Raw genomic sequence first — 24,253 nt, forward strand, 5'->3', positions numbered from 1 at the left:
TCAAAAAATTTGTTTATGCTGTTGCGTTTTTTTCTATTAAAACGAATAATATAAAATGATTATTTTTAGAAGCAATATCCCGCTAATATTATGGAAATACATGATCTCACAAGCATCATCTCTTCCGGCCTTATTGTACCGGTTATCGGCAGCGGCTTCTGCAAGGTGAAAGTGCCGGTAAACCGTGTAGATCCGCATAATAAGTTCACCGGTAACGTAACTGTTTTAAAAAATGCCGCCGAAAAAAACATTGAGGTTACGCTTACCTTAAATGAATATCTCGCCCTGAGACTGGCCGATAAATTCGGGCTGAATTATTTAGATGACAGCATGCTTAACCTGAATTGCGTATTTCTTAAATCGAAATTTACAGAAGCCACACGCTATAAAATGCTGCACGATGAATACCAGCAACTAAGCACGGAAAAGCTGCTGGACGACTATGAAAAACTGGCATCAATAAGGGATTTCCAGATTTATATAAATACAGGGCCTGATGATTTCCTGGCAGATGCCTTTGCCAAAATACACGACCGCAAGCCACAGTTTATTGCAGCGCAGTTATTGGAAAGCAATAACAACAATGTTGTTATAAAAGAGCCTTCCGCTTTTGAGCCTATCGTGTTTAATATTTTCGGCAGCATAGTAAAAGCGCCTTACAATGATTGTGCTGTAACCGATGAAAATTATATTGAGATGATTGTAAAACTGCAGCAGGAAAGTACCACGCAGCAATCTGCTTTCAACACTTTATTTAACCTGCTGCGGGAAAATAACCTGCTTATAATAGGCAGCAGTTTCCCCGACTGGCTGATGCGCTTTTTAATAAGGCTCATTGCGGCTGAACGTTATACGCAATCAAACCAAAAACTTATTTCAGATGCAGGCACTTTAAGCAGAATTGAATTTGAAAATTTTTTACAGCAATACCAGGGACAGGTAATTACGCAAAATGAAGAAACATTCAAATCGCCTGGTGATTTTGTGCAGGCTTTGCACAAGGCCGTACAAAACAACCCTGAGAATATAGTGCAGCGTTATAAAGAAAAAGTTTTTATAAGTTTTATAAGTGAAGATAAAAATATAGCCCAACTGCTCAACAATGCTTTTGCTGAAAAAGGCGTGCCTGTGTTTTTTGATGGCAATGAAATTTTTTCAGGGACCAATTTCAATAATGTTATTAAGCCGGAAATTCAAAACTGCGATTTCTTTCTGCCTGTAATAACAGCGCGTTCTGTAAAAGACCCTATTGATGTAAAACGATATGTGTATAAGGAATGGACGCTTGCCGGTTTCAGGAGAATGGCTGGCGAAGATGCAGCAGCCACCACAACTTTTATAAAGCCATATACCATAGGAACAGATGCCATAAACATGTCGGTTTATGAAACGTATTTTGATGGCATCGGCATGGAAAAAATTCCAGACACAAGCAGGGAAGCGCTCAACGCTTTTGTTGAATCATTTATAACAAGAAATAATCTTACGCCGGTTAACAATTAGCCACAGCGTAAGCATAAACGATACTTATATGGAACAGCGCCCCTATCGCGGCATGCATACTTTTACGGAGGAGCAAAAGAATTTGTTTTTTGGAAGAAGTAAGCCGGTGAATGAAATATTCAGCCTGCTTAAAAACAATATGCTCACGGTTATATTCGGCACATCAGGCATTGGCAAAAGTTCGCTGATAAATGCCGGCCTTATACCTAAGCTGCGTGAAAATTTTTACCTGCCCATTTTATTGCGTATTCCTTTTTCTGATGCGAATATCAACCCGCTTACCTATACACGGAATGTAATTGAGGCTGAAGTAAAAAAATATATTTATAAAGATTTCACTTACCCGGCAAACACTACATTATGGCAATTTTTTCGTGAAGCCAACTATACCGGCGGCGCTGTAATACCTGTATTAATACTTGACCAGTTTGAAGAATATTTCAAGTTTGGAAAAAATAATAAAAACAAGGCTGATGAATTTGCAAAAGAAATATCAGGCCTTATTGAAAACAGGATGCCCGATGAATTAAAGAATGCTGATAATTATAAAACGCTTACTGCTTCAGACGCCCAGAATAATTGCCGGGTTATAATAAGCCTGCGCGAAGATTTTCTTGCGCCGCTTGAAGATTTAAGCAAGCTTATTCCTTCACTAAACAAAATTCGTTACCGCATTGTGCAGTTACGCGGCAAAGAAGCTTTTGATGCCGTTTACCAGCCTGCCAAACATTTAATAGATGAAGCTACAGCAGTGCATCTTTTAAGAAAGATCATTCCTAAAAAAATAAAAGCCGAAACAGGCAACGCCAATGATGATGCAAACGAAATAAACTGGGAGCAGAAAGATTTTGAACCTTACATATTAAGCCTGTTTTGCTACCAGGCAAATGAAAAAAGGATAGCCGCAAAACAAGCCACCATCTCAAAAGAATTAATTGATAATACAAAAGTTGAAACCATATTAAATGATTATTATAACAGCACCATAAAAAAATACCGGCACTGGTATAAAAAAAATATTGGCGATTTACTGGAAAAAAACCTTGTGAGCGAAGAAGGTTACCGCCTGCTTAAACCTGTTAACTCCAAGGAATTTAAGAACGTACCGGAAAGAGTAATTACCGGCCTTGTTAATGACCGCATTATACAAATTGTAAACAGGAACGATATTAACAATATTGAAATATCGCATGACCTGCTGGCCAATGTTATTCACACTAAAAAGATAGATAAAAAAGAAGACCGGAAATTAATCAACATCTTAGGTATTGGCGCATTAATATTTGTGATCATACTTGCATTTGCAATCTATTCCCACAACCAGTTAAAAAGCGAACTTGATAAAGTAAAAAATGTGGCTGTAAATGATTCTATTCAAAAAATAGAATTAAAAACTGACAATGATTCGCTTGTAAACAGGTATCAAAAAACTATACAGGCAATAAATAAAGAATACCGGGGCACAGTTTATTTCCAGGTTGGCTCTGCTTATAAATCGAAGGCGCTTACAGCATGCATGGATGCATTGAGAAGCAGCAGGTTTGTAGTGCCTGCTGCTGAAACCATAAAAGGCAAGTCGTTTAAAAATATGGTAAAATATTTTCACGCAGAGGATGAAGAAATGGCAAAGGAGGTGCTTGCTATTTGCAACAGTTATTATCCACAGGATTCACTTATACTGCAACGCATTCTGCTTAAAAATAATAATGTTTCTGCCGGAACTATTGAAATCTGGATCAACAAATAATTTATAAAAAGATATTGCATAAGCAGTTTCCAATAATCAATCTTAAGCTTTCTTCAATTATATATTGTTATATCCTGAACCATTAAAGAAATATAAGCAGCTTATTGTATCGCTATCAATACATCTGTTGTTTCAAAAACGAACAGTTTTCATAATAATGAAAAAACAGCGTTAAGTAATGCCGCAACGTTGATCATTTTTTTCAACCGGTCAATTAAATGTCCTGCCATTCATCAGCAGATTAACAAGTTTTAACCGAAACGGATACATGATTTGAAATGTAACTGGCAAACAATATTTCTTAACATCCGATATAAGCGGAACAAAATTTAAAACAATGAGAAGCACAATTTTAACAGCCACATTATTATTTGCGATGAGCATTCCATCTTTTGCCAGCGAAAAAGTTGCAGACACAAGGTTATTGCACGATTTATCAAGCGCCTTTAGAAAAACAGAACAGGTAAGCTGGGTAAGCAAATCAAGTTACCGACAGGCCAGTTTTAATTTTAAAAATCAGCAGGCCACAGCTTTTTATGGCAGCGATAAAGAATTGATAGGATACAGCATCCAGGTTTCAAAAACTGACCTGCCCAAAATTGTTACAGATGCAATGAAAGATAACTACAATGACTGGGCAGTAACTGACGCCATTATGTTTGTTGACACTGATGGTTATGTAAGTTATTTTATACAGGCCGTTACAAAAAATAAGGGCCAGATACTTGAAATAAGCACTGATGGTGATTTGAGCGTATATAAAACAATGAAGAAATAAATTCTTATCTCACGAAATTTATACAATGCGGAAGTAAATTGATTTTGCTTCCGCATTTTTTAATACAGTTATTTATTAAACAAGTTGTTTATATCGTATTTAAATGCATTCATCCACGAGGTATAAAACAGATTCATAATTTTTTTTCACAGCCTCGCTCATAGCTATTTCACAGGTTTTGGTAGAAGAATAATAACCATCATATTCATGCCTGCATACTTCGTTTGCTTCATGTGCCGTTGCTGCAGCAGTAAGTTCAGGAAAAAGAAAACCGCGGTCGCCGGCCATACCACAGCAACCTGCATGCACAGGCACGGTTACTTCGTTTGCAAATGCTTTCGCGATGTTTACAAACTTGTATTCTATACCGAGCTTTTCCAACGCACAAACAGGATGCAACACCACCTTGTTCTTTTTATTGACCGGTGATTGAACAGGTAAGATATAATCATGCAAATAATCAACACTGTCAATAATAACAAGCTTATCATAGCGCTGTTGATTTTCTTTGGTAAGTGCAGCACGAATATGATGCAACGTATAAGTGCAGGAACTTACATCTATTACAACAGGATATTTTCCCTGTTCACTATCTTTCCATAAATGTTCAACAATTTTATTGGCGGTATATTGATAAGCAGGATAAAAACCTTTGGATGAAAATATCTGGCCGCAGCAAGTTCCTGTAACGTTTTTTAAAACGATTACATTAATACCGGCCTTTGCAGATACACTTAAAAATGTTTCCATTAAACTTTTCTTTCCATCTTCACCGTTGCCTAACACTCTCGATATACAGGCAGGAAAATATATAATTGTTTTTTCCGCATTGCTTTGCAAACTGTTTTCGTATAAAGGTTTTAAAGATGGCGGCTTTTTCAAATGATCTGACCATAATGGAACAGCCGGCATAAACTTTCTCAGCATTTTTGTAATACGGTGCATGGAATGTTTACCGGCAATGCTATTGATGCCTTTACCGGTTTGTAATGCAAGCCTCACCGATTTTTCAATAAAGCCAAAATGCCTGGCTACCCATAAAGCAGTTTTGTTTTGAGCAGCGGAATGATTTTCTTTTCTTAACCTTTTTACAAGATCACCGGTATTAATATCAACAGGGCAGGCAGTAGCGCACAAGCCATCAACAGCGCAGGTTTCAAGGCCATCGTATTCATATTCCTTGATTAGCTGTTTATATGCAGGCTGGCCCTTCGCTTTCAATTGCTGCAATGCACGTCTTGCAACAATGCGCCTTCTTGGCGTCATAGTTAAATCGCGGCTCGGGCATTTATGCTCGCAATAACCACACTCAATGCATTTGTCCACCTCTTCTTCCACGGAGGGCAAAGGCTTGAGATTTTTTATATGCGCATCTTTGTCAGCATTAATTATAACACCCGGGTTTAATAAATTTTTCGGGTCGGCTGCTTCTTTAATGCGCTTCATTATTGCATAAGCTTCTCCACCCCACTCCGTTTCAACAAAAGGCGCCATATTTCTGCCGGTGCCATGTTCAGCTTTTAATGCACCGTTATATTTTTTAACTACCAGCTCAACCACATCATTTATAAAACGATGATAGCGCTCCACTTCATCTTTTGCATTAAAAGCTTGCGTTACCACAAAATGTATATTGCCATCTTTTGCATGGCCAAAAATGATAGCATTATTATACTGATGTTGCTTAAACAATACCTGCAGGTCAAGAATAGCATCTCCCAATAATTGCAGCGGAAAAGCTACATCTTCCAAAATAACGGTAGTGCCGCTGGCCCTCACTGCGCCCACAGCAGGAAATAAACCCTTGCGTATTTTCCAGTAAAATTCCCTTTGCGCAGCATCTTTTGTAAATGCAGGTTTATTTAAAAGAGATAACGTGGTGGCAAGGCTTAAGAAAGCATCAACTTTTGTATTTAATGTGACTTCATCTTTTTCCTGAAACTCCACCAGCAATGCCGCTACAGGTTCCGGCAATGTTTTAATAACCAGATCAATTCCTTTTATGTTTTCAACAGAACGCAGCGATGCCCTGTCCATCAGTTCTACCATTTCTGCGCCCGCAGCTATAAGCGGCTCAATGGCTGTGCAGGCTGCGTATATATCAGTAAAATATAAAAGCGCTGTTGATTTATAAGGCAGGTCGGGAATGGTTTGCATTACAGCTTCCGCAATAAAAGCCAGCGTACCTTCTGCACCAACTAACAGATGAGCAAAAATATCAAGCGGATGTTCGTAATCAAGCAACGCATTTAAGGAATAACCAACTGTATTTTTTGTTTGATACTTGAATCTTATTTTACCTGATAAAGCACTATTATTTAGAACAATATTGCGCAGGTTTATCAGCTCATTTGCAAGCGTTTTATTATTCGTGGCAAAACGGTCATAATCCGCTTCAACTTCAGTTGAATATGTATTGCCATCAGGCAAAATAAATCGTATATATTTTGCCGTATGATAGGAATTATATTTTACGCCGCAGCACATACCACTGGCATTGTTTGATAAAATTCCACCCATCATTGCCGCAGATATGCTGGACGGATCGGGGCCAATTTTGCAGGCATGTTTTTTAAGATAAGTATTCACCATAGCACCGGTTATGCCCGGCTGAACCCTTACAAATGCTGCATTATTTTCAATTGAAATTTTGTTCCAGCATTTACTTAAATCAACCAGGATGCCATCTGTAATACATTGCCCGGAAAGGCTTGTGCCGCCGGCACGAAAAACCAGGGGAATATTTTGCTGATGAGATAATGCAAAAAGCTGTTTTACCTCATCTTCATTTACAGGCTGTACAACAGCTTTCGGTATAAGCTGGTAAAAACCTGCATCGGAGGCATAGGTTATAACATCAATCAGCCTGCTTTTAATCCGTTCAGCAGGCAAAATCCTGTGCAACGATTCTAATATCACTTCGTTGTTATTTATGAAGAAATAGTTTTGTAAAAATATATCCCGGTTTGTTATTGCCGTTCAACAAATACAAAAGATTCCGGTCTTATTCTTCAATATATAAAACTGTTTTTCAAATTTTAAAATCTGCCTTTATCTTACGATTATTTATCGAAGTATTTTTAAATTAAGATGAGCAACGATTTACATTACATATCCCCGCCAAAGGAAGGCTTTAAAAACGAATTGTTTGACAGGTTGCTCGCTGCCGGTTACTACCGCATGCAGCATCTTATGTTTACCTGCAATGAAACTATTATAAACAGTGATTATAAAACTATTCCTGTATTCTGGCTGCGCACTTTGGCGCAGGATGTTTCATTAAAAAAAGCTGCAAGGAATATTTTAAAAAAATGCGCTGGTTTTACGGTGGTTATTGAACCTGCATACGTAGACGATGAAATAGAAACATTATATGCCGCTTATAAAAAATATGTTCAATTCGAGGTTTCAGCTTCGTGCGCCAGTTACCTGCACCAGCCCGAATTACCAGAGCCATTTGACTCGATGATGATAAAGGTGCTTGACGGAAATAAACTGATTGCGGCAGGATATTTTGATACAGGCAATGAATCTATTGCCGGCATCATGAATATTTATCATCCGCAATATCGTGCTTACAGCCCTGGAAAATTTTTAATATTGCAGAAGCTGCAATATGCCCTTTCAAAAAACATGCAGTATTATTACACAGGTTATATAAGCACAGAAAGCATACGGTTTGATTATAAGACTTTTCCTGACGCCGAAGCGGTAGAAGTACTGTTGCCCGTTGAACGGATATGGGCGCCTTACAGCAAGCTTGGTAAGCCTTTTCTTGATGCATATTATATGCAGCTGCTGCATAATCTTTAACATCCGTATTAAAATATTTTTAACAAATAATCACTGTATAATATCGTCTCAATTTATGTCTTAATAAAAGTATGAATCGTAAAAAAATTAAACACTTGTTTAATTTTTTAAAAATTGCGAACTTTGCATTGCACAAATAAAAGAATGGAGGTAGTGATGAGGAGATTAAATTTTGTATTGCTGTTTACGTGGTTAGTATTTAATTCACAGGCACAAAACCTTTCTTTCCAGGCGGGTGAGAAAATAAAATTTACGGTATATTATACAGTTGCAGGCATTTATTTCAATGCGGGCACGGCTTCTTTTTCAGTGAATGAGGCAAGCACGCCTGATGCAAATATTTATCATTTGATAGGCGAAGGTTCAACCAATTCAAAGTATGACTGGATTTTTAAAGTACGGGACCGCTATGAAAGTTACCTGAACGCAGATAACATGCAGCCTGTAAAATTCATACGCAATGTGAGTGAGGGCAAGTACAAAAAACATGAAGAAGTTGTTTTTAACCGGCATAATAATACAGCGACTACAAAAAAAGGAACATACAATGTTCCTGAAAACGTTCAGGATGTAATTAGTTCTGTTTACCTGGCGAGAAATCTTGATTATTCGAAATACAGTCCCGGCGATAAAATTACATTCAACATGTTTTTTGGAAACGACATTTATAACATGTATATAAAATACATGGGCAAAGAAACCATTAGTACGAAATATGGAAAATTTAGTGCCATCAAATTGCAGCCTTTATTATTGAAAGGCAATGCATTTAAAGGTGGCGAAGACATGACGGTATGGGTTACTGACGACAATAACCATTTACCGGTAAGAATTCAATCCAAACTTACGGTTGGCAGCATTAAGGTTGATTTATCGCAATATGAAAACCTTAAATATCCATTGGCAGTAAATAAATAATTATAGTGCATAAACTATAAGGATTTTTGAAGAAAGGGCTTCTCCAGGGAAATCAACTCCCCCATTCACCACTGGCAACTTTTGCTTACGCTGCATCACAACACAGCCACCGTATGATGATACATATTTTTAAAAGATGGCTCCATTAAACCAGCAATATTGTAAGGTTTTATTTTCTCTCTTACCGAGTCAGTAAAAGCTGATATATCAGCCTGAGATATAGTTTCCTGCTGCGTTAGTTTGAGTAAATCTTTATAGGCCGAATGTGCCATTTGCTGCACTTCAGCCTTATCCGCTTCAAGAAAATATTTTACGGGAAGGTTTTTTAACCGCTTTTGTTCGTACATAATTGTAAACGTAAAATACAGCATAGACCATGCGTTGAACAATTGAAAATGCTCCATTGTTTTATAACAGCCGGCCACAAGCAGGTCAATCAATTTCAATTCTTCGGTAACAATATTTTCATATTCCTGCAGCTCATCATACAGTGGCTGTTGAAAATTGCGGTTGCCTGATAATATCTCAGCAATTCTTTCAATGCCTGCAAGCGAATAAGCAATGCCTGTGCTGAAAAGTGGGTCAACAAAACCAATGGTATGCGGCATAGCCACCCAGCCGTCGCCAAAGCATTTTTCCAGCTTTCTTTGCAGCCTGCCTGAGCGTATAATATTTCCAGGTTGCGCAGAAAGCATTGCATCTTTTAATATAAAATCTATATCAGAATATTTTTCCCGCATCATGTTCCAGATTTCCTTCGTTTGCATTTTTTGCAATGAAAGGTTATTGGCGTTTAATACAAAGCCCCAGCTTGTGCGGTTATTATTAAAACGAAGTTGCCAAATCCAGCCTTCATCCAATACATGATGCAAAGCCGAATTGTCTGCATCATAAGGATAGTCGTTTGTGGCAATATTTTTTTGACGGAGTATATCTGTCCATCGCGGCAGGTTATCAAAATGAGAAAATATTGCAAACGAATTAGTAAGAAAATTTTCTGCTGATGATTTTACAGAAAATAATTTATCAGCCAATATTCCGCTGCCAGTTGCATCAATAAAAAAAGAAGCATGAATAGTTTGATTATTATTATTGTAATTAGCAGCAATCTCCCACTTACTATTTTCTCTAATGGCCGATGTAATTTCTGTTCCATCAAAATAACCGATGCCTGCTTCTCTAACTTTTGTTACAAGAAAAGCATCAATATCTGACCGCAGCCAATTGGTATCAGACAACTCATCGCTTACACTTGCAGCAACCAGCAATTCATTGATATGATTATCATCTGTTGAAAACGCTTTACCAGGATAATGTTTATAATAACTGAAGCCCCTTTTAATTCCGCACACGATTTCAGGATGGGCTTGTTGCCAGCTGCCATAGCGTGAAAAATCATACAGCCAGGGCAGGTTATATTTTGATGAAAGCGAACGCAAAATCATGTCGGCAATAGGTGTAGAAGATTCTCCTATTGCAAAACGCGGATGTTTACCTTTTTCAATTAAACAAATATTAAAGCCGCATTCTTTTAGAACAAGCGCAGTAATTGCGCCGGCGAAGCCGGCGCCTGCAATCGCAATATCATAATGTTCAGATCTATTCACCTTAAACAGCATTACAATTACATTGTATAAACGGTAGTATTTTTTGCCCGAGGTTCATCTTTTCCAACCGTTCTTTTCTTGCTTCAAAACAAAGCGGGCATTCAGATAAAAAACTTATATCCCATGTATCAACAAATAACTGTCCTTGCTGCAGCAATAAAGCTTTTTCAAAAACTTCTTCCAGCATAGACAAAGAAGGCGGTGTGTAATTACCTTCCTTCCACAAAACATCCATCACACCATTGCCCGGCCTAACCGGGATAACAGAACAGCGGGCAACACCACAATCAAAAGCAAACTGTATGGATTTAAAAGTCCATGCAATGCTTTCCTGCGGCTGCGTTATGTAAGGCGCATTTAATAAAACAAATGCACGCACATCAATGTCATGCTGATTTAAAAATACAGTTGCATTTCTGAAATCTTCCGTCGTAAGTTGCTTATTTAATCTTGGCAATACATCGGGATGAATAGTTTCCAGGCCCATTGCCACTTCCAGCCTCTCATCAAGCAAGTCATTGAATTCGATACAATGTTTGTTACAAAGCTTTGGGTGATTCTCTACAACAACTCTTTTGTAACCTTTAAGCAGTTTGATGATTGCAGGATATTCTTCCGGAGAGATAGCTTTTGTATCAAAAAAATTTCCGTTGTTGTAAAGCTTGATAACATCCGCCTGCGGTAATTTTTCCAATGCATAATCGATTTGTTTAACTATTGCACCCAATGGTGCAGGTTCATCCAATGTGTTCTTCCACAAATCACACATCAAACATTTAAAAGCGCATTCTTTGCTTGTGAGAAATATAGTGTTTACAGTTTCAATTCCGCCGGATAAACCCGGTTCCTCTTCATGTAAAAAATGATAGGGAATAAACGGATTTAATTTATTTTTTTTTGAACGAAGTTGTGTAATTGCTTTACCATCAAAACCATTATGCATACAGTGAATTGAAGTAAATCTGCAGAACGTTATATAAGTCTCTTCCGGGGGTTACTTTGTTGTTGTTTGGCTGCGCTTTTTTAAATCAGGGATTCCAAATTTTTTAAAAGACTCCCGGGCTTTCTTTACTTTTTCAGGAAAAAGAACAACATCATCGTATTTATTCAATGCTTTATCAATACGTACAACCGGCACTTTTTTTTCATTCAATTCCAATACACTTTTCATAACTCAAATTTAAGATTTTTTTCTTTGAACGATAAACGCCTGGTAACCCTTCCCTTTTAAGAAAGGCTCCCACTCATTTTGTGTTAGCCCAAATATTTCGAAATCTTATGCATACAATGAATGAAAGAATGTTCTGTATTCTACCTCACTGGCGCCAAAAACTTTTGAGAAAGCATCTTCTGGCACAGCGCCTTCCTGGAACCTTCTCTTTTCAAATACCGGCATATCAAAACCAGTAACAGCTTTTATACCGCGGCTTACCACCTCTCCTTTCAGCGCATACAATACTTCCTCCTTCCAATTGGTAAGCGCTATGAACGGAATACCTTCCGCCACTTCAATTACATTTGGCAAGGCATAAGGGCTAAAGTCTTTAAACCCATATTTTTTAGAAGGCGCATAAGAACGGATATGCCCCCTGCTTTGCCCGCCGGAATAAGTTAATGAATGTTTTATTTTATCAACGCCCCAACCTTCCTGGTACAGCATAAGGTTATTTAAAACACTGCGGATAGTTAATTCAGGATTTATTTGAATAGGATAGTCTTTTAAATTCTCATCGCCGCCATCGCCATCGGCCATATATTTCCAATCGGGATATAATTCCCTTATTCTACCGCAAAGCGCCAGCGCCATTGTTGCTGCTTCCAGGTCGAGCGATTTATAATCTTCAATTACTTTAATGGCTTCTTTATAATTAATGGCTGATAAAGGCACATCAACTACTTCAAGAAAAAGCGACAAACCCAGTTTATCCATAAACTCATGTGCCTGCGCTGCATCGGCGCCGCCATTTACAGATAAAGTAAAAGCCTTAAGCCTTTGCGGCGACATGCCAAGTTTCAGCATTAAATGATACAACACCAGAAACACAGAGCCGCTGTCAATGCCGCCCGAAAACAAAACGCCTACCGGCTCATTTTCAGGGATCGTCAACAACCACTTTTGACATTCATTGGCTAATGTTTCTATATATTTTTTTCCGATAGCATCAAGGTCGGTGGGCAGCACATTTCGCTGCGGTTCAAAAAATCTTGTATATACCGGGTTGGGATCGGGGCAGCCTACTACTTCAAGCTTTACCAGGTGATGCGCCGGAACCATTCTTGTATAAGAAGGATGGAACTGGTGATGCAATTCCCTTTGTTTGAGAAACTCATAAATTTCATCCATGCGTTCTGCTACAATAAGCAAAGGCCCTGAGACCTGTTTGGCAAGAAAATAACGCATGGGCCTGCCAAGGGAACGCGCCATAAATACCTGGCGGCCCACCTTTTCAACTATGGCAAACTGGCCGTCGATTTTGCGTACGGCAGCCGGGTCGCCGGAGGCAACTGCAGCCGCAGCCTCCTGGTATGTCATATTGAAAATGATGTTACTGTTGCTATCAATAAGGCTCACAAAATCCGTTACATACTGGTTCATATATCGTAGTTTACTATAGCAACAAATGTATAGATGATTATCTGATTTATTTTAAAAGAAATCTAAATTAATATATAATCAAAATGGCGCATTCTTCATGCGCCATTTATCAAAAATTACAACACCAGTTTTACTCTTTTCTTAAATAAATATTACCGCTTATTGTTTCCAGGTTCACTGCTTCGCCGCCGCCGTTAAAAACAGCTGTTACGCTGTTACCGCCTCTTGATTTGCCATTACCATTTATTGCAACGTCTGTATAAATAGTACCGCTGATAGTGCTCATCTTCAGGTCTGTTTTACGTGAAGCTGCAAGCCCCATATCAATAAACCCGCTGATGGTATGTGCCTTCACATCTTTTGTATTGCCTTCAATAATGATATCGCCATTAATAGTTTCTACTGCAAAAGATGATTGTTCAGGAATATAAATATCCCAATAAATTTTGCTCCTGTAGTTGCAGCAATTACAGGTATCTTTTCTTTTTTTATTGTCTTCAAATTTTGCATCTACTGTAATTGTATTGCCCGCATCATTAAAATCCGTAAGATAGATATCGTTGTTTTTATTGTCGTTTATATCAACAGATGCTTTTACAGATACTTCACTTTTATTCCATGTAACAATCCTTATAGAATCTGCTATCTGAATATTCAGCTTTATAAATTTACCTGGTGCAAAAGCCAGGCTTTTTTCTATTATTTTCTGCGCATGTGTAAAGCAACTTAACATGCATAATATCAATAAGACGGTTATATGTTTCATTGGTTTTGTTTTTTTCAATTAAAAGAGTTTGATAAACTACAACGCCCTGCACTTAAACTTTACGTTTCACGATGCTCGCCACCATCATCCTTTTCTTAAATAAATATTGCCGCTTACGTTGGTAATTTTAAGACTGGCGCCGCCACCATTCAGCCTGCTTTTTACAGAATTGCCGCCGCCTACACGTTTCAGGCCTTTATCATCATTGGGAAAACTGAAATCAGAATAAATGCCACCGCTGATGTTATTCAGCTCCACATCCATGCCTGTAGCTGCGGGAACAGTAACATCAATATCACCGCTCACTGAAGCGAGAGAAACCGACCTGTCTTTTGCAAGTGATGCAAAATTTATATTGATATTGCCACTTATAGTATAAAACACCAGTGGCCCTGAAACATTCTTCACTTTTATATCCTGGCAGTTTTTTACAGCCAGCTCCCCCTTCATATTTGATACCGTTACATCGCCTGAATGGCCGCAATCATTGTCTATCTGGATGCTGAAATTATCAGGTACTTTAATTTTATAATTTGCAGATTTTGTTATGGGCAATAAACATTGCAGTACTACCTGGTTGCCATTTTTATCGGCAGCAACAGCAATGCCTGTATTATCAGTGCCGCCTGCATATACCGGCTTTAATCCCTTAGCCCTGTCGGGCGCTTTGGCGGGCAAGTCTGATGTAATAATTATCTCATTGCCACTATAACCTTCCACCGGCAAATCGCCCGGGAAACTATTCAATATAAGCTTACCGTCTTTCGTATTCTGCACAGCTATTTTATACTCCTGTGCATGCAAACAAAAAGATGCAAGGCAAAGCATTAACAGTAAAACATAACTAATGTGTTTCATTCTTATAAATTTTAAATAGTAATTTTTAAATAACCCTTCGGGTTTTTGGGATTTTTATATTACCGGCAAATGAACTGCGGTTAAGCACGGTTGCGTCGCATTACCTTCATCTGCACAGCGCTATGCAGCTCCGGGTTCCTGTTCATAACCGTTTTATTGAAAACAAAAATTATAAAACTTTAAGCCCCTTTTCCGCTATCTCCTTAACAGGCGGTAATGTGTTTTTATCTTTCAGTATTTCCTGTATAGGCGCTTTGGCTTTTGTTTCTTTTTTCTCTGTGAGAATATTGATCAATGCAATCTGCATCAGTGGTTCTGTTTGTTTGCCAAGTGATGCCACCAGTGCGTCGCTTACTTTATTGTTATTGGAAAATTTTGCAAGTGCATACAAGGCTGCGAGCCGAACATTTACATTATTATCTTCATTAAGCGTGGTAATAAGCGCCGTAACAATTTTATTATCAGGATCTGTTATTTCATCCGCATAGCTTACTGCTTTTATGCGCTCACTTGCTGATTCTTCATTCAGCAGTTTTACCGTTAATGTTTCTTTCATTTCTTTCACTTCGCTTTTCAATTCCGCCACCTGCCCGTTTCCGGGTTTATTGTTAGTTATAGTTGTACCAATAAAGAAACCTGATACAATAAGTATAATGCTGGCAGCAATCCTGTAAAGCAATGCATAACGGTTTATAGATTTTACAGCAGCGCTCTTTTCTTCATGCTTATTTACAATGTTTGCAGTAGCTTCTATATTGAGTTCGCTCTGCAGCATGCTTTCAAATTTTTCACGCAGCGCCGGGCCGGGCTTTTTAATTTTATCATTTTGTATGCCCGCAAAAATCTGCCTGTATTCTTCCAGCGCCTGCCTGCATTGTGCACATTCCTTCAAATGCCTTTCCAATGGCGCCTTATCATTCGGATGCAGTTGTGCATCTAAGTAATCTATCAGCAACGATTCAGCTTCATAACACTGCATAATCAAATCTCTTATTGTTTAAAATAAAGTAACCTTAATTCTTTTAATGCACGATGTATCTGCACTTTAACAGCGCTTAGCGACATGCTTTTCATCTTTGCTATTTCTGCATACTTCAAACCTTCATAACGGCTTAAAACAATCAGCTCCCTGTCAACAGGCCCCAGGCTTGCCATAGCTTTTTTCAATTGTTCAAAATCATGTTCTTTAAACCCATCTTCTTTTTCCAAAACATCTTCCGGGTATTCATGCACATTTTTAATCACTTCACTTAGCCGCAGCTTTTCCCTGCAATGATCGGCATGCAGGTTTCTTGCCATCTGGTACATCCACGATTTAAAGCTTCCGGCAGCAGCATTAAAGCTGTTGCGGTAACGCAGTATGCGATAGAACAATGATTGTGTAAGGTCTTCGCTTATCGCGGCTTCAGCCGTTAACCGCAGGAAAAAATTATATACAGGCACATTATAGCGATCGAACAATTGTGTTAGTTCGGCCAATTCGCCCTCTTTTACCTTGTACATTATTTTCTCATCTGTGAGTTCAGCCACGCTGTATAATTTGTGTTCGCTTTAGATTCGCTTTATATAGGTTACTTCAGAAAGATAAAAAGGTTACAATTTTTTGTAATTATTTTTTTGAAGAGAATAGCTTATTGCTGCTCAAAAGCCAGTTTCATATAATCCATCACCTCTTCATTAATATCCGAAATATGCAGCATGCGGAAGTGATGATTGAACTGTTGATTATTGCCCGGCACCTGCGCAATCTTAATAAAACAAAGGTTATCGTAATGAGGCTCTTTAAAGGGGAAAATAATATGGATAAAATTTTTGCCTAACTGTGTTATCCATGCAATACGTTTATGCCCGTTTGATACACCTATCATAGTTTTAGCTGCGTGCAACTCTATCAATCCAATACTATTATATGCATCTGTAAAATGATTGAACAGGTCAATAGTATGCTGCGTTTTTCCTGACAGGAAATCTGCGATGGTTTTATCCGGCATGAGAAAAAATTTTACAAAGATTGAGATTTTTACCGGCTTTTATAGGCTGTAAACAGCATTTTCAAATTCTGCAACGCAACAGCAACAATGCTTACAAACAAATATTGTATTTTTATTGTATGGAAGTGAGAGAACCCGCCGTAGCTTACAGCAAGCAGAAAATTTCGATTGAGGAATATCTTGAAATGGAAGAAGCTTCAACGGAAAAACATGAATACTACCAGGGAGAAATCTTTGCTATGTCCGGCACAAAAGTGCCACACAATATTATCGCTAAAAATTTATTTGGAAACCTTTTCATAAAGCTTAAAGGCAAAAAATGCCAGCCTTTTGGAAGCGACCAGCGCATACATATACAATCCAATACGCTTTTTACTTATCCGGATATTTCCATTGTTTGCGGCGAATTAATCACGTTGAACAATGATAACTGGAACGTTTTAAATCCTGCAGTAATAATTGAAGTGCTTTCTCCTTCAACCAAAAATTATGACCGCGGCGAAAAATTTAAACTTTACCGCGATATACCAACGCTAAAGGAATATGTGCTGATTGATTCGGAAAGCATACATATTGAAGTATTCAGGCTGAATACAAACCATCACTGGGAGTTGGAAGAATATAACTCACCCCGGGAATATTTAAATATAAAAGCGATTAATGAAGACCTGTTAATCGCTGACATTTATGATGGCGTAACCCTCGGATGATAAACCGCCTGGCCCATTCGAAACATTAAAGTGTTAAGGCTTCTTATACTGCTTTGCTCATTCCTTATTACCGCTTAGCTTTGCGCGCCCATGCAACTAACCGTAGAAATAACCAATAAACAAATACTGCGCATTGCCCTGCCAATTGCCCTTTCCATATTGGTTCCTAATATTAATTTCATTACCAATAATATTTTCCTTGGTCATTTAAGCGAAGAAGCGTTGGCTGTTGCAGGCATTACAGGCGTTTATTATCTTGTTTTTGGCGTGATGGGTTTTGGATTAAGCAGCGGTCTGCAGGCTTTAATGAGCCGCCGGGCCGGTGAAAATAAAGCAGGCGAAATCGGGCTTTTATTTTTCCAGGCGGTGCGCATTGCGCTGGCATTTGCCATCGCTGGTATTTTAATTACATGGTTTATTGCCCCGGCTATTTTAAAATATTCATTGCATAATGAGCAGGATATAGAAATGGCCATTGATTTTTTACGCATTCGTATTTGGGGGGTGCCGTTTTTATATATCTACCAGTTACGCAACGCTTTGCTCATCAGCATTAATAAAAGCAAATACCTGATAATAGGAACACTTGCAGAAACCTTGGCCAATGTATTCTTTGATTATGCATTTATTTTCGGGCATTTTGGTTTTCCGGAAATGGGTTTTAACGGCGCAGCTTATGCATCTATCATTGCAGAATTTACCGGCCTCGTAACCATTTTCAGCGTAATTCATTTTAAAGGCATCGGTAAAAGCATCAATCTTTTTAAGAATAAAAAACTTAACCTTAATTCCATCAAAATTATTCTTCATCAATCATCACCGCTCATTTTACAGTTTGCTATAAGCCTGGCAAGCTGGGAATTTTTCTACATTCTCATTGAACACCATGGTACACAGCCGCTTGCTATTTCAAATATTATGCGCAATATGTTTGGCATATTCGGATGTTTTGCCTGGTCGTTTGCTTCAGCATCTAACAGCATGGTGAGTAATATTATAGGGCAAAAATTAGAACACCGCGTAAAAGAGCTCATTTATAAAATAACCAAACTCGGTTTAATATTTTCTATTTGCATAGCAATTCTTATCAACCTGTTTACCAAATTCTTTTTAAGCGCTTATGGCCAAAGCGATAGTTTTATAGAAGCTGCTATTCCTGTTGCCCGCGTAATTTCTTTGGCACTTGTACTGCAATCTGTTTCTACAATATGGCTTAATGCAGTACTTGGCACAGGTAATAGCAGAAGAAACCTGTTTACAGAAACAATCGCTATTATTTTGTATTGCATATATGTTTATACAGTACTTGAATATTTGAACCTCTCTATCACCATTGGCTGGATGAGCGAATGGATATACTGGATAGCTTTATTCGTTCCCTCTTACTGGTACATACAAAGCAACAAATGGATGGGCAAAAAGATATAATAATACCATTGATTTTCATGGATCGTCGTGCAGGTTTTCAATAGGTTTTTTCCAAAGCTTTATATAGAAAATAACAAGTGCGATAAAACTTAAAATAAGCCATACATAAAATATAATATTTCCTATGCCTATGTGATCGCTGAAAAGCGCGTATTTATATTTAATGCCAATCGTCATATTGATTGCTACCCACAAAATAAATATGGCAATACTTGTGGCTAAACGTTTAAAAAATTCTTTTATTCCGGGTTCCATTTTTTCAAGATATATACAAAATAAGAAAACAAAATTATAACCACGTATTGAAGTACATTTGCCCTCCTTAAAAATAGTTTATGCTGAACAGAAAGGAGCAACCTGGTATAGTAGATGCAACAGATTTTAATCTTCACTTAAAGCAGCTTGAACATTTTACACTTGATAATGGTATAGATGTTTATGCTTTGCGTGCACCAGAGCAGGAAGTTGCTTTTGCAGAATGGGTTTTTTATGCAGGCAATGCTTACGAACAAAATAATATGACGGCTGCCTGCGTAAATTATTTGCTTAAAAACGGCACAAAAAATAAAACAGCCTTTGAAATAAATGAACATTTTGAATTTTATGGCGCGTATTTAAACCGTAGTTGTTATAATGAAACTGCATCTGTAAAACTGCACAGTTTAAGCAAACATCTACCGGAGCTTTTACCTGTAGTGAATGAGCTTTTTACAGAAAGTATTTTCCCCGAACAGGAACTTGCCATATACAAACAAAATCAAAAGCAAAGCCTTGAAGTAAACCTTAAAAAATGCGATTTTGTAGCTAACAGGTTAATAGATGAATACCTGTTTGGATTTTCTCATCCTTATGGAAAATATGCATCAATAAGTGATTATGACAAGCTTGAACGCAATGATCTTATTCATTTTTATGATAAGCATTATGTGAATGGCAAATGCATCCTGTTTATTGCAGGCAATCTTCCCGATAATATTGAAACATTATTGAACAAAAACTTTGGTTCTTTGCTTTGCAATAATGAACCTTCAGTTATTAATTATAACAGTAATCCTGAAAAAAATAAACAGCATTTTATTGTTAATGATGAAAATGGACTGCAGGGCGCTATACGTATAGCAAGAAATTTTTATAACCGCCACCATCCTGATTTCATAAAAGTGCAGGTATTAAATAATATTTTCGGCGGATATTTTGGTTCAAGGCTTATGAGCAATATTCGTGAAGACAAAGGATATACTTATGGCATTCATAGTTACCTGCAAAACCATATTCATGAAAGCGCCTGGATGATTTCAACTGAAGCCGGCCGCGATGTTTGTGAAGCTACTGTGAAAGAAGTGTTTAAAGAAATGAAGCGCCTTAGAGAGGAACCTGTTGGTGAAGAAGAATTGCATCTTGTGCGCAACTATATGATTGGAAGCATTCTCGGAGATTTAGACGGGCCTTTTCAAATAATATCAAGATGGAAAACTTATATCATAAATAATCTTACCGAGGATTATTTTAACAAGAGTATTCATACCATAAAAAATATTAGCTCTGAAGAACTTCAGGAACTTGCAATAAAATATTTGCAGCCGGAATTGTTTTATAAGCTCACTGTTATTTAAGCAATGCTGAATTTTGATTACACCAGGGCAATAAAACAGCATTTATAATAATTTATCTAAAGATGAGCATCACTCATTTATTTAACGCCACAATTTATTGCCGCCACAAATTTCCGGGTCTTTTTCCTGCCTGGCTATTACAGGCGTTACCCTGTTATCTTTACCTTCATCCACATTATATTTTTTTCCATCGGCCGGAATAATAAATAAATAAGACAGATGGCCAAACGGCCCGGTAACATGGTAATCATTTCCAATTACCAGGAATTTACCATCGGGCGAAAACTCAGGCGCAGCCTCTACGCCGGAACTCTCCGTAACCTGAACCATGTTGCTTCCATCTGCATTCATAAGCCAGATGTGATTGCTTGCATAAAAAGAAATTTTAGAACCATCTGCATTGGTTACAAAACTACGCCAGTCGTTAAAGGGCATCTCTTTTATTAAATCGGCCTGTTTAAAATCTGAGCTTGTCCGGTAGAGTTTATTTTTAACTCTGAACAATATTGTATTGTCAGGCATCCAGCATATATCTTCATCCCTGATCTTTATTCCATTAACAGCATCCAGCACGTATAATAATTTCCCGTTTATATCCATTATTACTATACCGTCATCATAAGTGGGTTTTACTGCAATAAATTTTTCATCAAAAGAAAGTAAAGCTGATGTTATATCTCCTTCTGTGGGATAATATTTGAATTGTTTGATAATGGTTCCATCAGCCACATTTATATACGTATATACATTGGCATCATAATCATGATCATCAGCCTGGGAAGTTGTAAGCATTCTTTTGCTATCACGGCTTAAATCCCACGAGTAACGATAAATATCAGGAGGAAACAAAACGCCTTTCATACTTGTTGACATATCAAGCTTTATTATGCCATTATCTGCCTGTTCATAATAAATTGCGCCTGAAAAAGATGCGGGGTTATCCGGATCACCTCCTTGTGGGTTATCTGTGTTTTTGCTGCATGAAAAAATAACCATACTTAGTATTAATATGATCGTACCTGATTGTATTCTATTCATCATATTCATTTTATTTTAACCAATAACAAAGAGAGCATAATTGTAAAGCCTGTACAATCCCTGATACACATTAATTTTCATCTACTGGTTTACCAGTATTTTTTCAAAACCAAATATTTATAGCCGATGCAGGAATATTTTTGAATTATTTTACAATCATGCTAAAAGCCATTTTTATTAGTATAAAAAAAGGTGTTTATATATTCTTCACCTTGATAGCTTGTTTATTTGCAAGCAGGTCTTCATCTCAACACCCGGTTGATGAAAAATCGTTTGCAGATAGTCTGCAAAAACTTTTACTGGCTGAAAAAGCAGATACAGCAAAAGCTGACATTCTTTTTCAGCTTGCAGATTACTGGTCATACAGAGATACAGCCAAGGCAATGCAATACATTGATAAAGCTGTACAATTAAGCAGGAATAATAAATATTACACTGCACTTGCACATTTCTATGCGGCGGGCATTTACTTCGATTATAATATTTCCAAAAGCCAGCAGGAATACATGCTGGCAGAAGCATTGCTTAAAGATTTTTCTACAGAAAAAGCGTTTCAGTACAGGGCAAGGCTTTGGCATAATTACGGTGTGCTTGAACAAAAAAAAGATAATGAAAAATATTACCTCGACATTTTATTAAACAAGGCAATTCCATTTTCACAAAAAGCAAAAGACACTTTGCGAACTGCATTAAACTTTATGGATGCTGCTGCTGTTTTTATGAACAAACAACAGCATGATAAAGCAATTGAATATTACAATAATGCTTTGAATATTTTAAGAAGATATGGAAATAAGTATGGAGAACTCGCCGATTGTTATACCAACACAGCGAAGGCTTACCTGGCAACTGCTCAATACGATAAAGCAAGAATATATCTTGATAGCGCCTATACAGTACTTTCTTCAAATAATCAATCACCATATTTCGCTACTTATTATACTATCTCGGGTATGTATTATAATAATGTAAAGAAATACGACAGTGCCATTATTCAAATTGATAAGGGTTTGCTTATCGCAAAAGAAAATAAACTAACCTACGAAGAAGCATCGCTCCTCTTTCAAAGATATATTGCATATACTGGCATAAAACAATACGCAAAAGCGAAGCAGGCCTTGTTGCAGGCCGATGAATTAAATAAACAAATACAATTAACCGGTAACAGGCGTTTGATATTGCTTTCGCTGGCTAAAACAGATTCATTGCTGGGCAATTTGCATGGCGCTTATAATTGGCTTTTACAATATTCAATTTTAAGCGATAGCTTTTTTATAACTAATACCAATGCACAAATTGCAGAGCTGGAAACAAAATATCAATCTGAAAAAAAAGAAAAACAGATTCTTACACTTGAAAGTAAAGGAAAACAACAAATAGCTGCATTGGAGCACAATCGTTTTATCAATTACATATTATTGAGCAGTATTGTTATTTTATTCCTGCTTTTATTGTTGTTGTATTTGTCTTACAAAAACAAACAACGCAATGCAAAACTTAAGGAAGAAGCCAGCCTGCAAAAAATAAAACAAATGGAACAGCTGCAGCAATTGCAGGTTTATAATGCTATGCTTAAAGGCCAGGAAGCAGAGCGCAAACGGCTTGCGCAGGATTTGCATGATGGCCTCGGCGGCATGCTTGCAGGTGTAAAAATCGGCCTGTCAAATATCGCAGAAAACACACACCAAAAACCTTCGGATATGGAGTTATACAAGGTAATTAACCAACTGGATCATTCAGTGGATGAGCTGCGCAGGATCGCAAGAAATTTAATGCCCGAAACATTATTGCGTTTTGGAATTGAAGCTGCTTTAAAAGATTTATGTGAAAATATTTCGAATAACAAAACAAAAGTTGTCTTCCAGGCTTATGGCTTGAGCAATGAAATTTCGCAACAAAACCAGATTATGATCTACAGGATTGTTCAGGAGCTAACAGCCAACGCTGTAAAATATGCTGACGCGGAAAAAGTTTTGGTTCAATGTATGCAACAGGAAAACATAATGCAGATAACAGTTGAAGATAATGGTAAAGGTTTTGATGTAGCAAAGAAAAAATCGAAGAGCATGGGTTTGCTGAATGTTGAGAACAGGGTAAATTATTTAAAAGGGAAAATGGAAATCCAGTCTGACAATAATATTGGCACTACTATAAACATTGAAGTTGATGTACAGTAAAAAAATTGAAATAATAATTCTTGATGATCACCCGTTGGTGCATGAAGGCATACAGCATATTTTACAACAACATTCAGAAATTGAAGTTTTAGGCTCTTTTATTAATGCAGAAGACGCGCTGAATTTTCTAAAAGAAAATTCTGCCGACCTTATTTTACTCGACATTAACCTGCCCGACATAAATGGTATTGAACTTTGCAAAACCATTAAGCAATTATATCATGGTATAAAAATAATTGCATTAAGCAATCATAATGAAAGGCTGATCATTGCAAAGATTTTACAAAACGGCGCATCTGGTTATGTATTAAAAAATGCGTCTTCAAAAGAATTAATACAAGCCATTAAAGATGCAATGGATGGTAAATTAATATTGAATGATGAAGTTCAAAAAATTTTAGCCACTGCAAATAATGAAATTGCTGAAGCGCCGCACATTACCCGCCGCGAAAAAGAAATATTGCAATGCATTGCTCAAGGCTTAACGACAGCACAAATTGCAGAGAAACTTTTTATAAGCCCGCTAACCGTTGAAACACACAGAAGAAATTTAATGCAAAAATTTGAAGTAAATAATGCGCCTGCATTAATTCATATTGCAGTAGAGCTGAAAATGATTTAAAATTTATGAGGAATTTTATATTGTTTCACCAACCATGAGAATCATGCCGGTTGTTTTGATTTTCCGGTTGGGCATGTGAAGAAAAATT

The 24,253-nt window shown here is 37.4% G+C and carries 22 protein-coding genes; 10 read left to right on the forward strand and 12 right to left on the reverse strand.

Annotation, left to right across the window (positions count from 1 at the left end; all coding sequences use genetic code 11):
• Nucleotides 1-90 precede the first annotated feature (90 nt).
• The 3 genes from BM015_RS07395 (at nucleotide 91) to BM015_RS07405 (ending at nucleotide 4,028) form a co-directional block, all read left to right on the forward strand.
• Nucleotides 91-1,503, forward strand: coding sequence for a toll/interleukin-1 receptor domain-containing protein (locus tag BM015_RS07395; protein ID WP_090656835.1), 1,413 nt, complete (start codon nucleotides 91-93; stop codon nucleotides 1,501-1,503).
• A 28-nt stretch (nucleotides 1,504-1,531) separates the two neighbouring features.
• On the forward strand, nucleotides 1,532-3,250 hold the full coding sequence (locus BM015_RS07400) for an nSTAND1 domain-containing NTPase (RefSeq protein WP_090656837.1): 1,719 nt from the start codon (nucleotides 1,532-1,534) through the stop codon (nucleotides 3,248-3,250).
• A gap of 337 nt (nucleotides 3,251-3,587) precedes the next feature.
• Entirely contained in the window at nucleotides 3,588-4,028 is a 441-nt protein-coding gene (locus tag BM015_RS07405) for a hypothetical protein (RefSeq protein ID WP_143075780.1), read from the forward strand.
• Between the two features lie 99 nt (nucleotides 4,029-4,127).
• Here the strand turns inward: BM015_RS07405 and BM015_RS07410 are convergent, their stop codons facing one another.
• Nucleotides 4,128-6,947 (reverse strand): FAD-binding and (Fe-S)-binding domain-containing protein, encoded by a 2,820-nt coding sequence (locus tag BM015_RS07410; protein ID WP_090656841.1) that lies wholly within the window; start codon nucleotides 6,945-6,947, stop codon nucleotides 4,128-4,130.
• A gap of 171 nt (nucleotides 6,948-7,118) precedes the next feature.
• On the opposite strand from BM015_RS07410, the gene BM015_RS07415 reads away from it, so the two are divergent.
• Together BM015_RS07415 and BM015_RS07420 are read left to right on the forward strand one after the other, a co-directional pair.
• A complete protein-coding gene (locus BM015_RS07415; protein WP_090656846.1) occupies nucleotides 7,119-7,841 on the forward strand; it encodes a hypothetical protein in 723 nt (240 codons plus the stop codon).
• A gap of 156 nt (nucleotides 7,842-7,997) precedes the next feature.
• Entirely contained in the window at nucleotides 7,998-8,759 is a 762-nt protein-coding gene (locus BM015_RS07420) for a DUF3108 domain-containing protein (protein WP_177191843.1), read from the forward strand.
• 95 nt (nucleotides 8,760-8,854) lie between these two features.
• Here BM015_RS07420 and BM015_RS07425 read toward each other — a convergent pair whose 3' ends face one another.
• The 9 genes from BM015_RS07425 to BM015_RS07460 form a co-directional block, all read right to left on the reverse strand.
• Nucleotides 8,855-10,366, reverse strand: coding sequence for an NAD(P)/FAD-dependent oxidoreductase (locus tag BM015_RS07425; RefSeq protein ID WP_177191844.1), 1,512 nt, complete (start codon nucleotides 10,364-10,366; stop codon nucleotides 8,855-8,857).
• Nucleotide 10,367: 1 nt separating this feature from the next.
• Nucleotides 10,368-11,309 carry an archaeosine biosynthesis radical SAM protein RaSEA gene (locus tag BM015_RS07430; protein ID WP_090656866.1) on the reverse strand — a complete coding sequence of 314 codons (942 nt, stop codon included), beginning with the start codon at nucleotides 11,307-11,309 and terminating at the stop codon, nucleotides 10,368-10,370.
• 51 nt (nucleotides 11,310-11,360) lie between these two features.
• Nucleotides 11,361-11,537, reverse strand: a complete 177-nt coding sequence (locus BM015_RS21535; protein ID WP_177191845.1) for a hypothetical protein — start codon at nucleotides 11,535-11,537, stop codon at nucleotides 11,361-11,363.
• A gap of 105 nt (nucleotides 11,538-11,642) precedes the next feature.
• Nucleotides 11,643-12,962, reverse strand: a complete 1,320-nt coding sequence (locus tag BM015_RS07435; protein WP_090656868.1) for an asparagine synthase-related protein — start codon at nucleotides 12,960-12,962, stop codon at nucleotides 11,643-11,645.
• Between the two features lie 130 nt (nucleotides 12,963-13,092).
• A complete protein-coding gene (locus tag BM015_RS07440; protein ID WP_143075781.1) occupies nucleotides 13,093-13,728 on the reverse strand; it encodes a DUF4097 family beta strand repeat-containing protein in 636 nt (211 codons plus the stop codon).
• An 84-nt stretch (nucleotides 13,729-13,812) separates the two neighbouring features.
• A complete protein-coding gene (locus BM015_RS07445) occupies nucleotides 13,813-14,586 on the reverse strand; it encodes a DUF4097 family beta strand repeat-containing protein (RefSeq protein ID WP_143075782.1) in 774 nt (257 codons plus the stop codon).
• Nucleotides 14,587-14,755: 169 nt separating this feature from the next.
• A complete protein-coding gene (locus BM015_RS07450; RefSeq protein ID WP_090656873.1) occupies nucleotides 14,756-15,565 on the reverse strand; it encodes a zf-HC2 domain-containing protein in 810 nt (269 codons plus the stop codon).
• 11 nt (nucleotides 15,566-15,576) lie between these two features.
• Nucleotides 15,577-16,116, reverse strand: a complete 540-nt coding sequence (locus BM015_RS07455; RefSeq protein WP_143075783.1) for an RNA polymerase sigma factor — start codon at nucleotides 16,114-16,116, stop codon at nucleotides 15,577-15,579.
• 101 nt (nucleotides 16,117-16,217) lie between these two features.
• Nucleotides 16,218-16,577: a DUF5655 domain-containing protein gene (locus tag BM015_RS07460; RefSeq protein ID WP_090656878.1), complete on the reverse strand. Its 360-nt coding sequence runs from the start codon at nucleotides 16,575-16,577 to the stop codon at nucleotides 16,218-16,220.
• A gap of 119 nt (nucleotides 16,578-16,696) precedes the next feature.
• Here BM015_RS07460 and BM015_RS07465 point away from each other — a divergent pair, with 119 nt between their 5' ends.
• On the forward strand, nucleotides 16,697-17,287 hold the full coding sequence (locus BM015_RS07465; protein WP_143075784.1) for a Uma2 family endonuclease: 591 nt from the start codon (nucleotides 16,697-16,699) through the stop codon (nucleotides 17,285-17,287).
• Nucleotides 17,288-17,377: 90 nt separating this feature from the next.
• Entirely contained in the window at nucleotides 17,378-18,715 is a 1,338-nt protein-coding gene (locus BM015_RS07470) for an MATE family efflux transporter (RefSeq protein ID WP_090656888.1), read from the forward strand.
• Nucleotides 18,716-18,730: 15 nt separating this feature from the next.
• On the opposite strand, the gene BM015_RS07475 is transcribed toward BM015_RS07470, so the two are convergent.
• Nucleotides 18,731-18,970, reverse strand: coding sequence for a hypothetical protein (locus BM015_RS07475; RefSeq protein ID WP_090656889.1), 240 nt, complete (start codon nucleotides 18,968-18,970; stop codon nucleotides 18,731-18,733).
• 80 nt (nucleotides 18,971-19,050) lie between these two features.
• Here BM015_RS07475 and BM015_RS07480 point away from each other — a divergent pair, with 80 nt between their 5' ends.
• On the forward strand, nucleotides 19,051-20,328 hold the full coding sequence (locus tag BM015_RS07480) for a M16 family metallopeptidase (protein WP_090656890.1): 1,278 nt from the start codon (nucleotides 19,051-19,053) through the stop codon (nucleotides 20,326-20,328).
• An 81-nt stretch (nucleotides 20,329-20,409) separates the two neighbouring features.
• Here BM015_RS07480 and BM015_RS07485 read toward each other — a convergent pair whose 3' ends face one another.
• A complete protein-coding gene (locus BM015_RS07485) occupies nucleotides 20,410-21,369 on the reverse strand; it encodes a TolB-like translocation protein (protein WP_143075785.1) in 960 nt (319 codons plus the stop codon).
• A 155-nt stretch (nucleotides 21,370-21,524) separates the two neighbouring features.
• Here BM015_RS07485 and BM015_RS07490 point away from each other — a divergent pair, with 155 nt between their 5' ends.
• Both BM015_RS07490 and BM015_RS07495 read left to right on the forward strand, forming a co-directional pair.
• Nucleotides 21,525-23,543 carry an ATP-binding protein gene (locus BM015_RS07490; protein WP_090656897.1) on the forward strand — a complete coding sequence of 673 codons (2,019 nt, stop codon included), beginning with the start codon at nucleotides 21,525-21,527 and terminating at the stop codon, nucleotides 23,541-23,543.
• Nucleotides 23,533-24,165, forward strand: coding sequence for a response regulator (locus tag BM015_RS07495; protein ID WP_090656899.1), 633 nt, complete (start codon nucleotides 23,533-23,535; stop codon nucleotides 24,163-24,165). Before BM015_RS07490 ends, BM015_RS07495 begins: the two co-directional genes overlap by 11 nt.
• The last annotated feature ends 88 nt before the right edge of the window (nucleotides 24,166-24,253 follow it).

This window comes from Parafilimonas terrae, assembly GCF_900115755.1.
Lineage (GTDB): Bacteria > Bacteroidota > Bacteroidia > Chitinophagales > Chitinophagaceae > Parafilimonas > Parafilimonas terrae.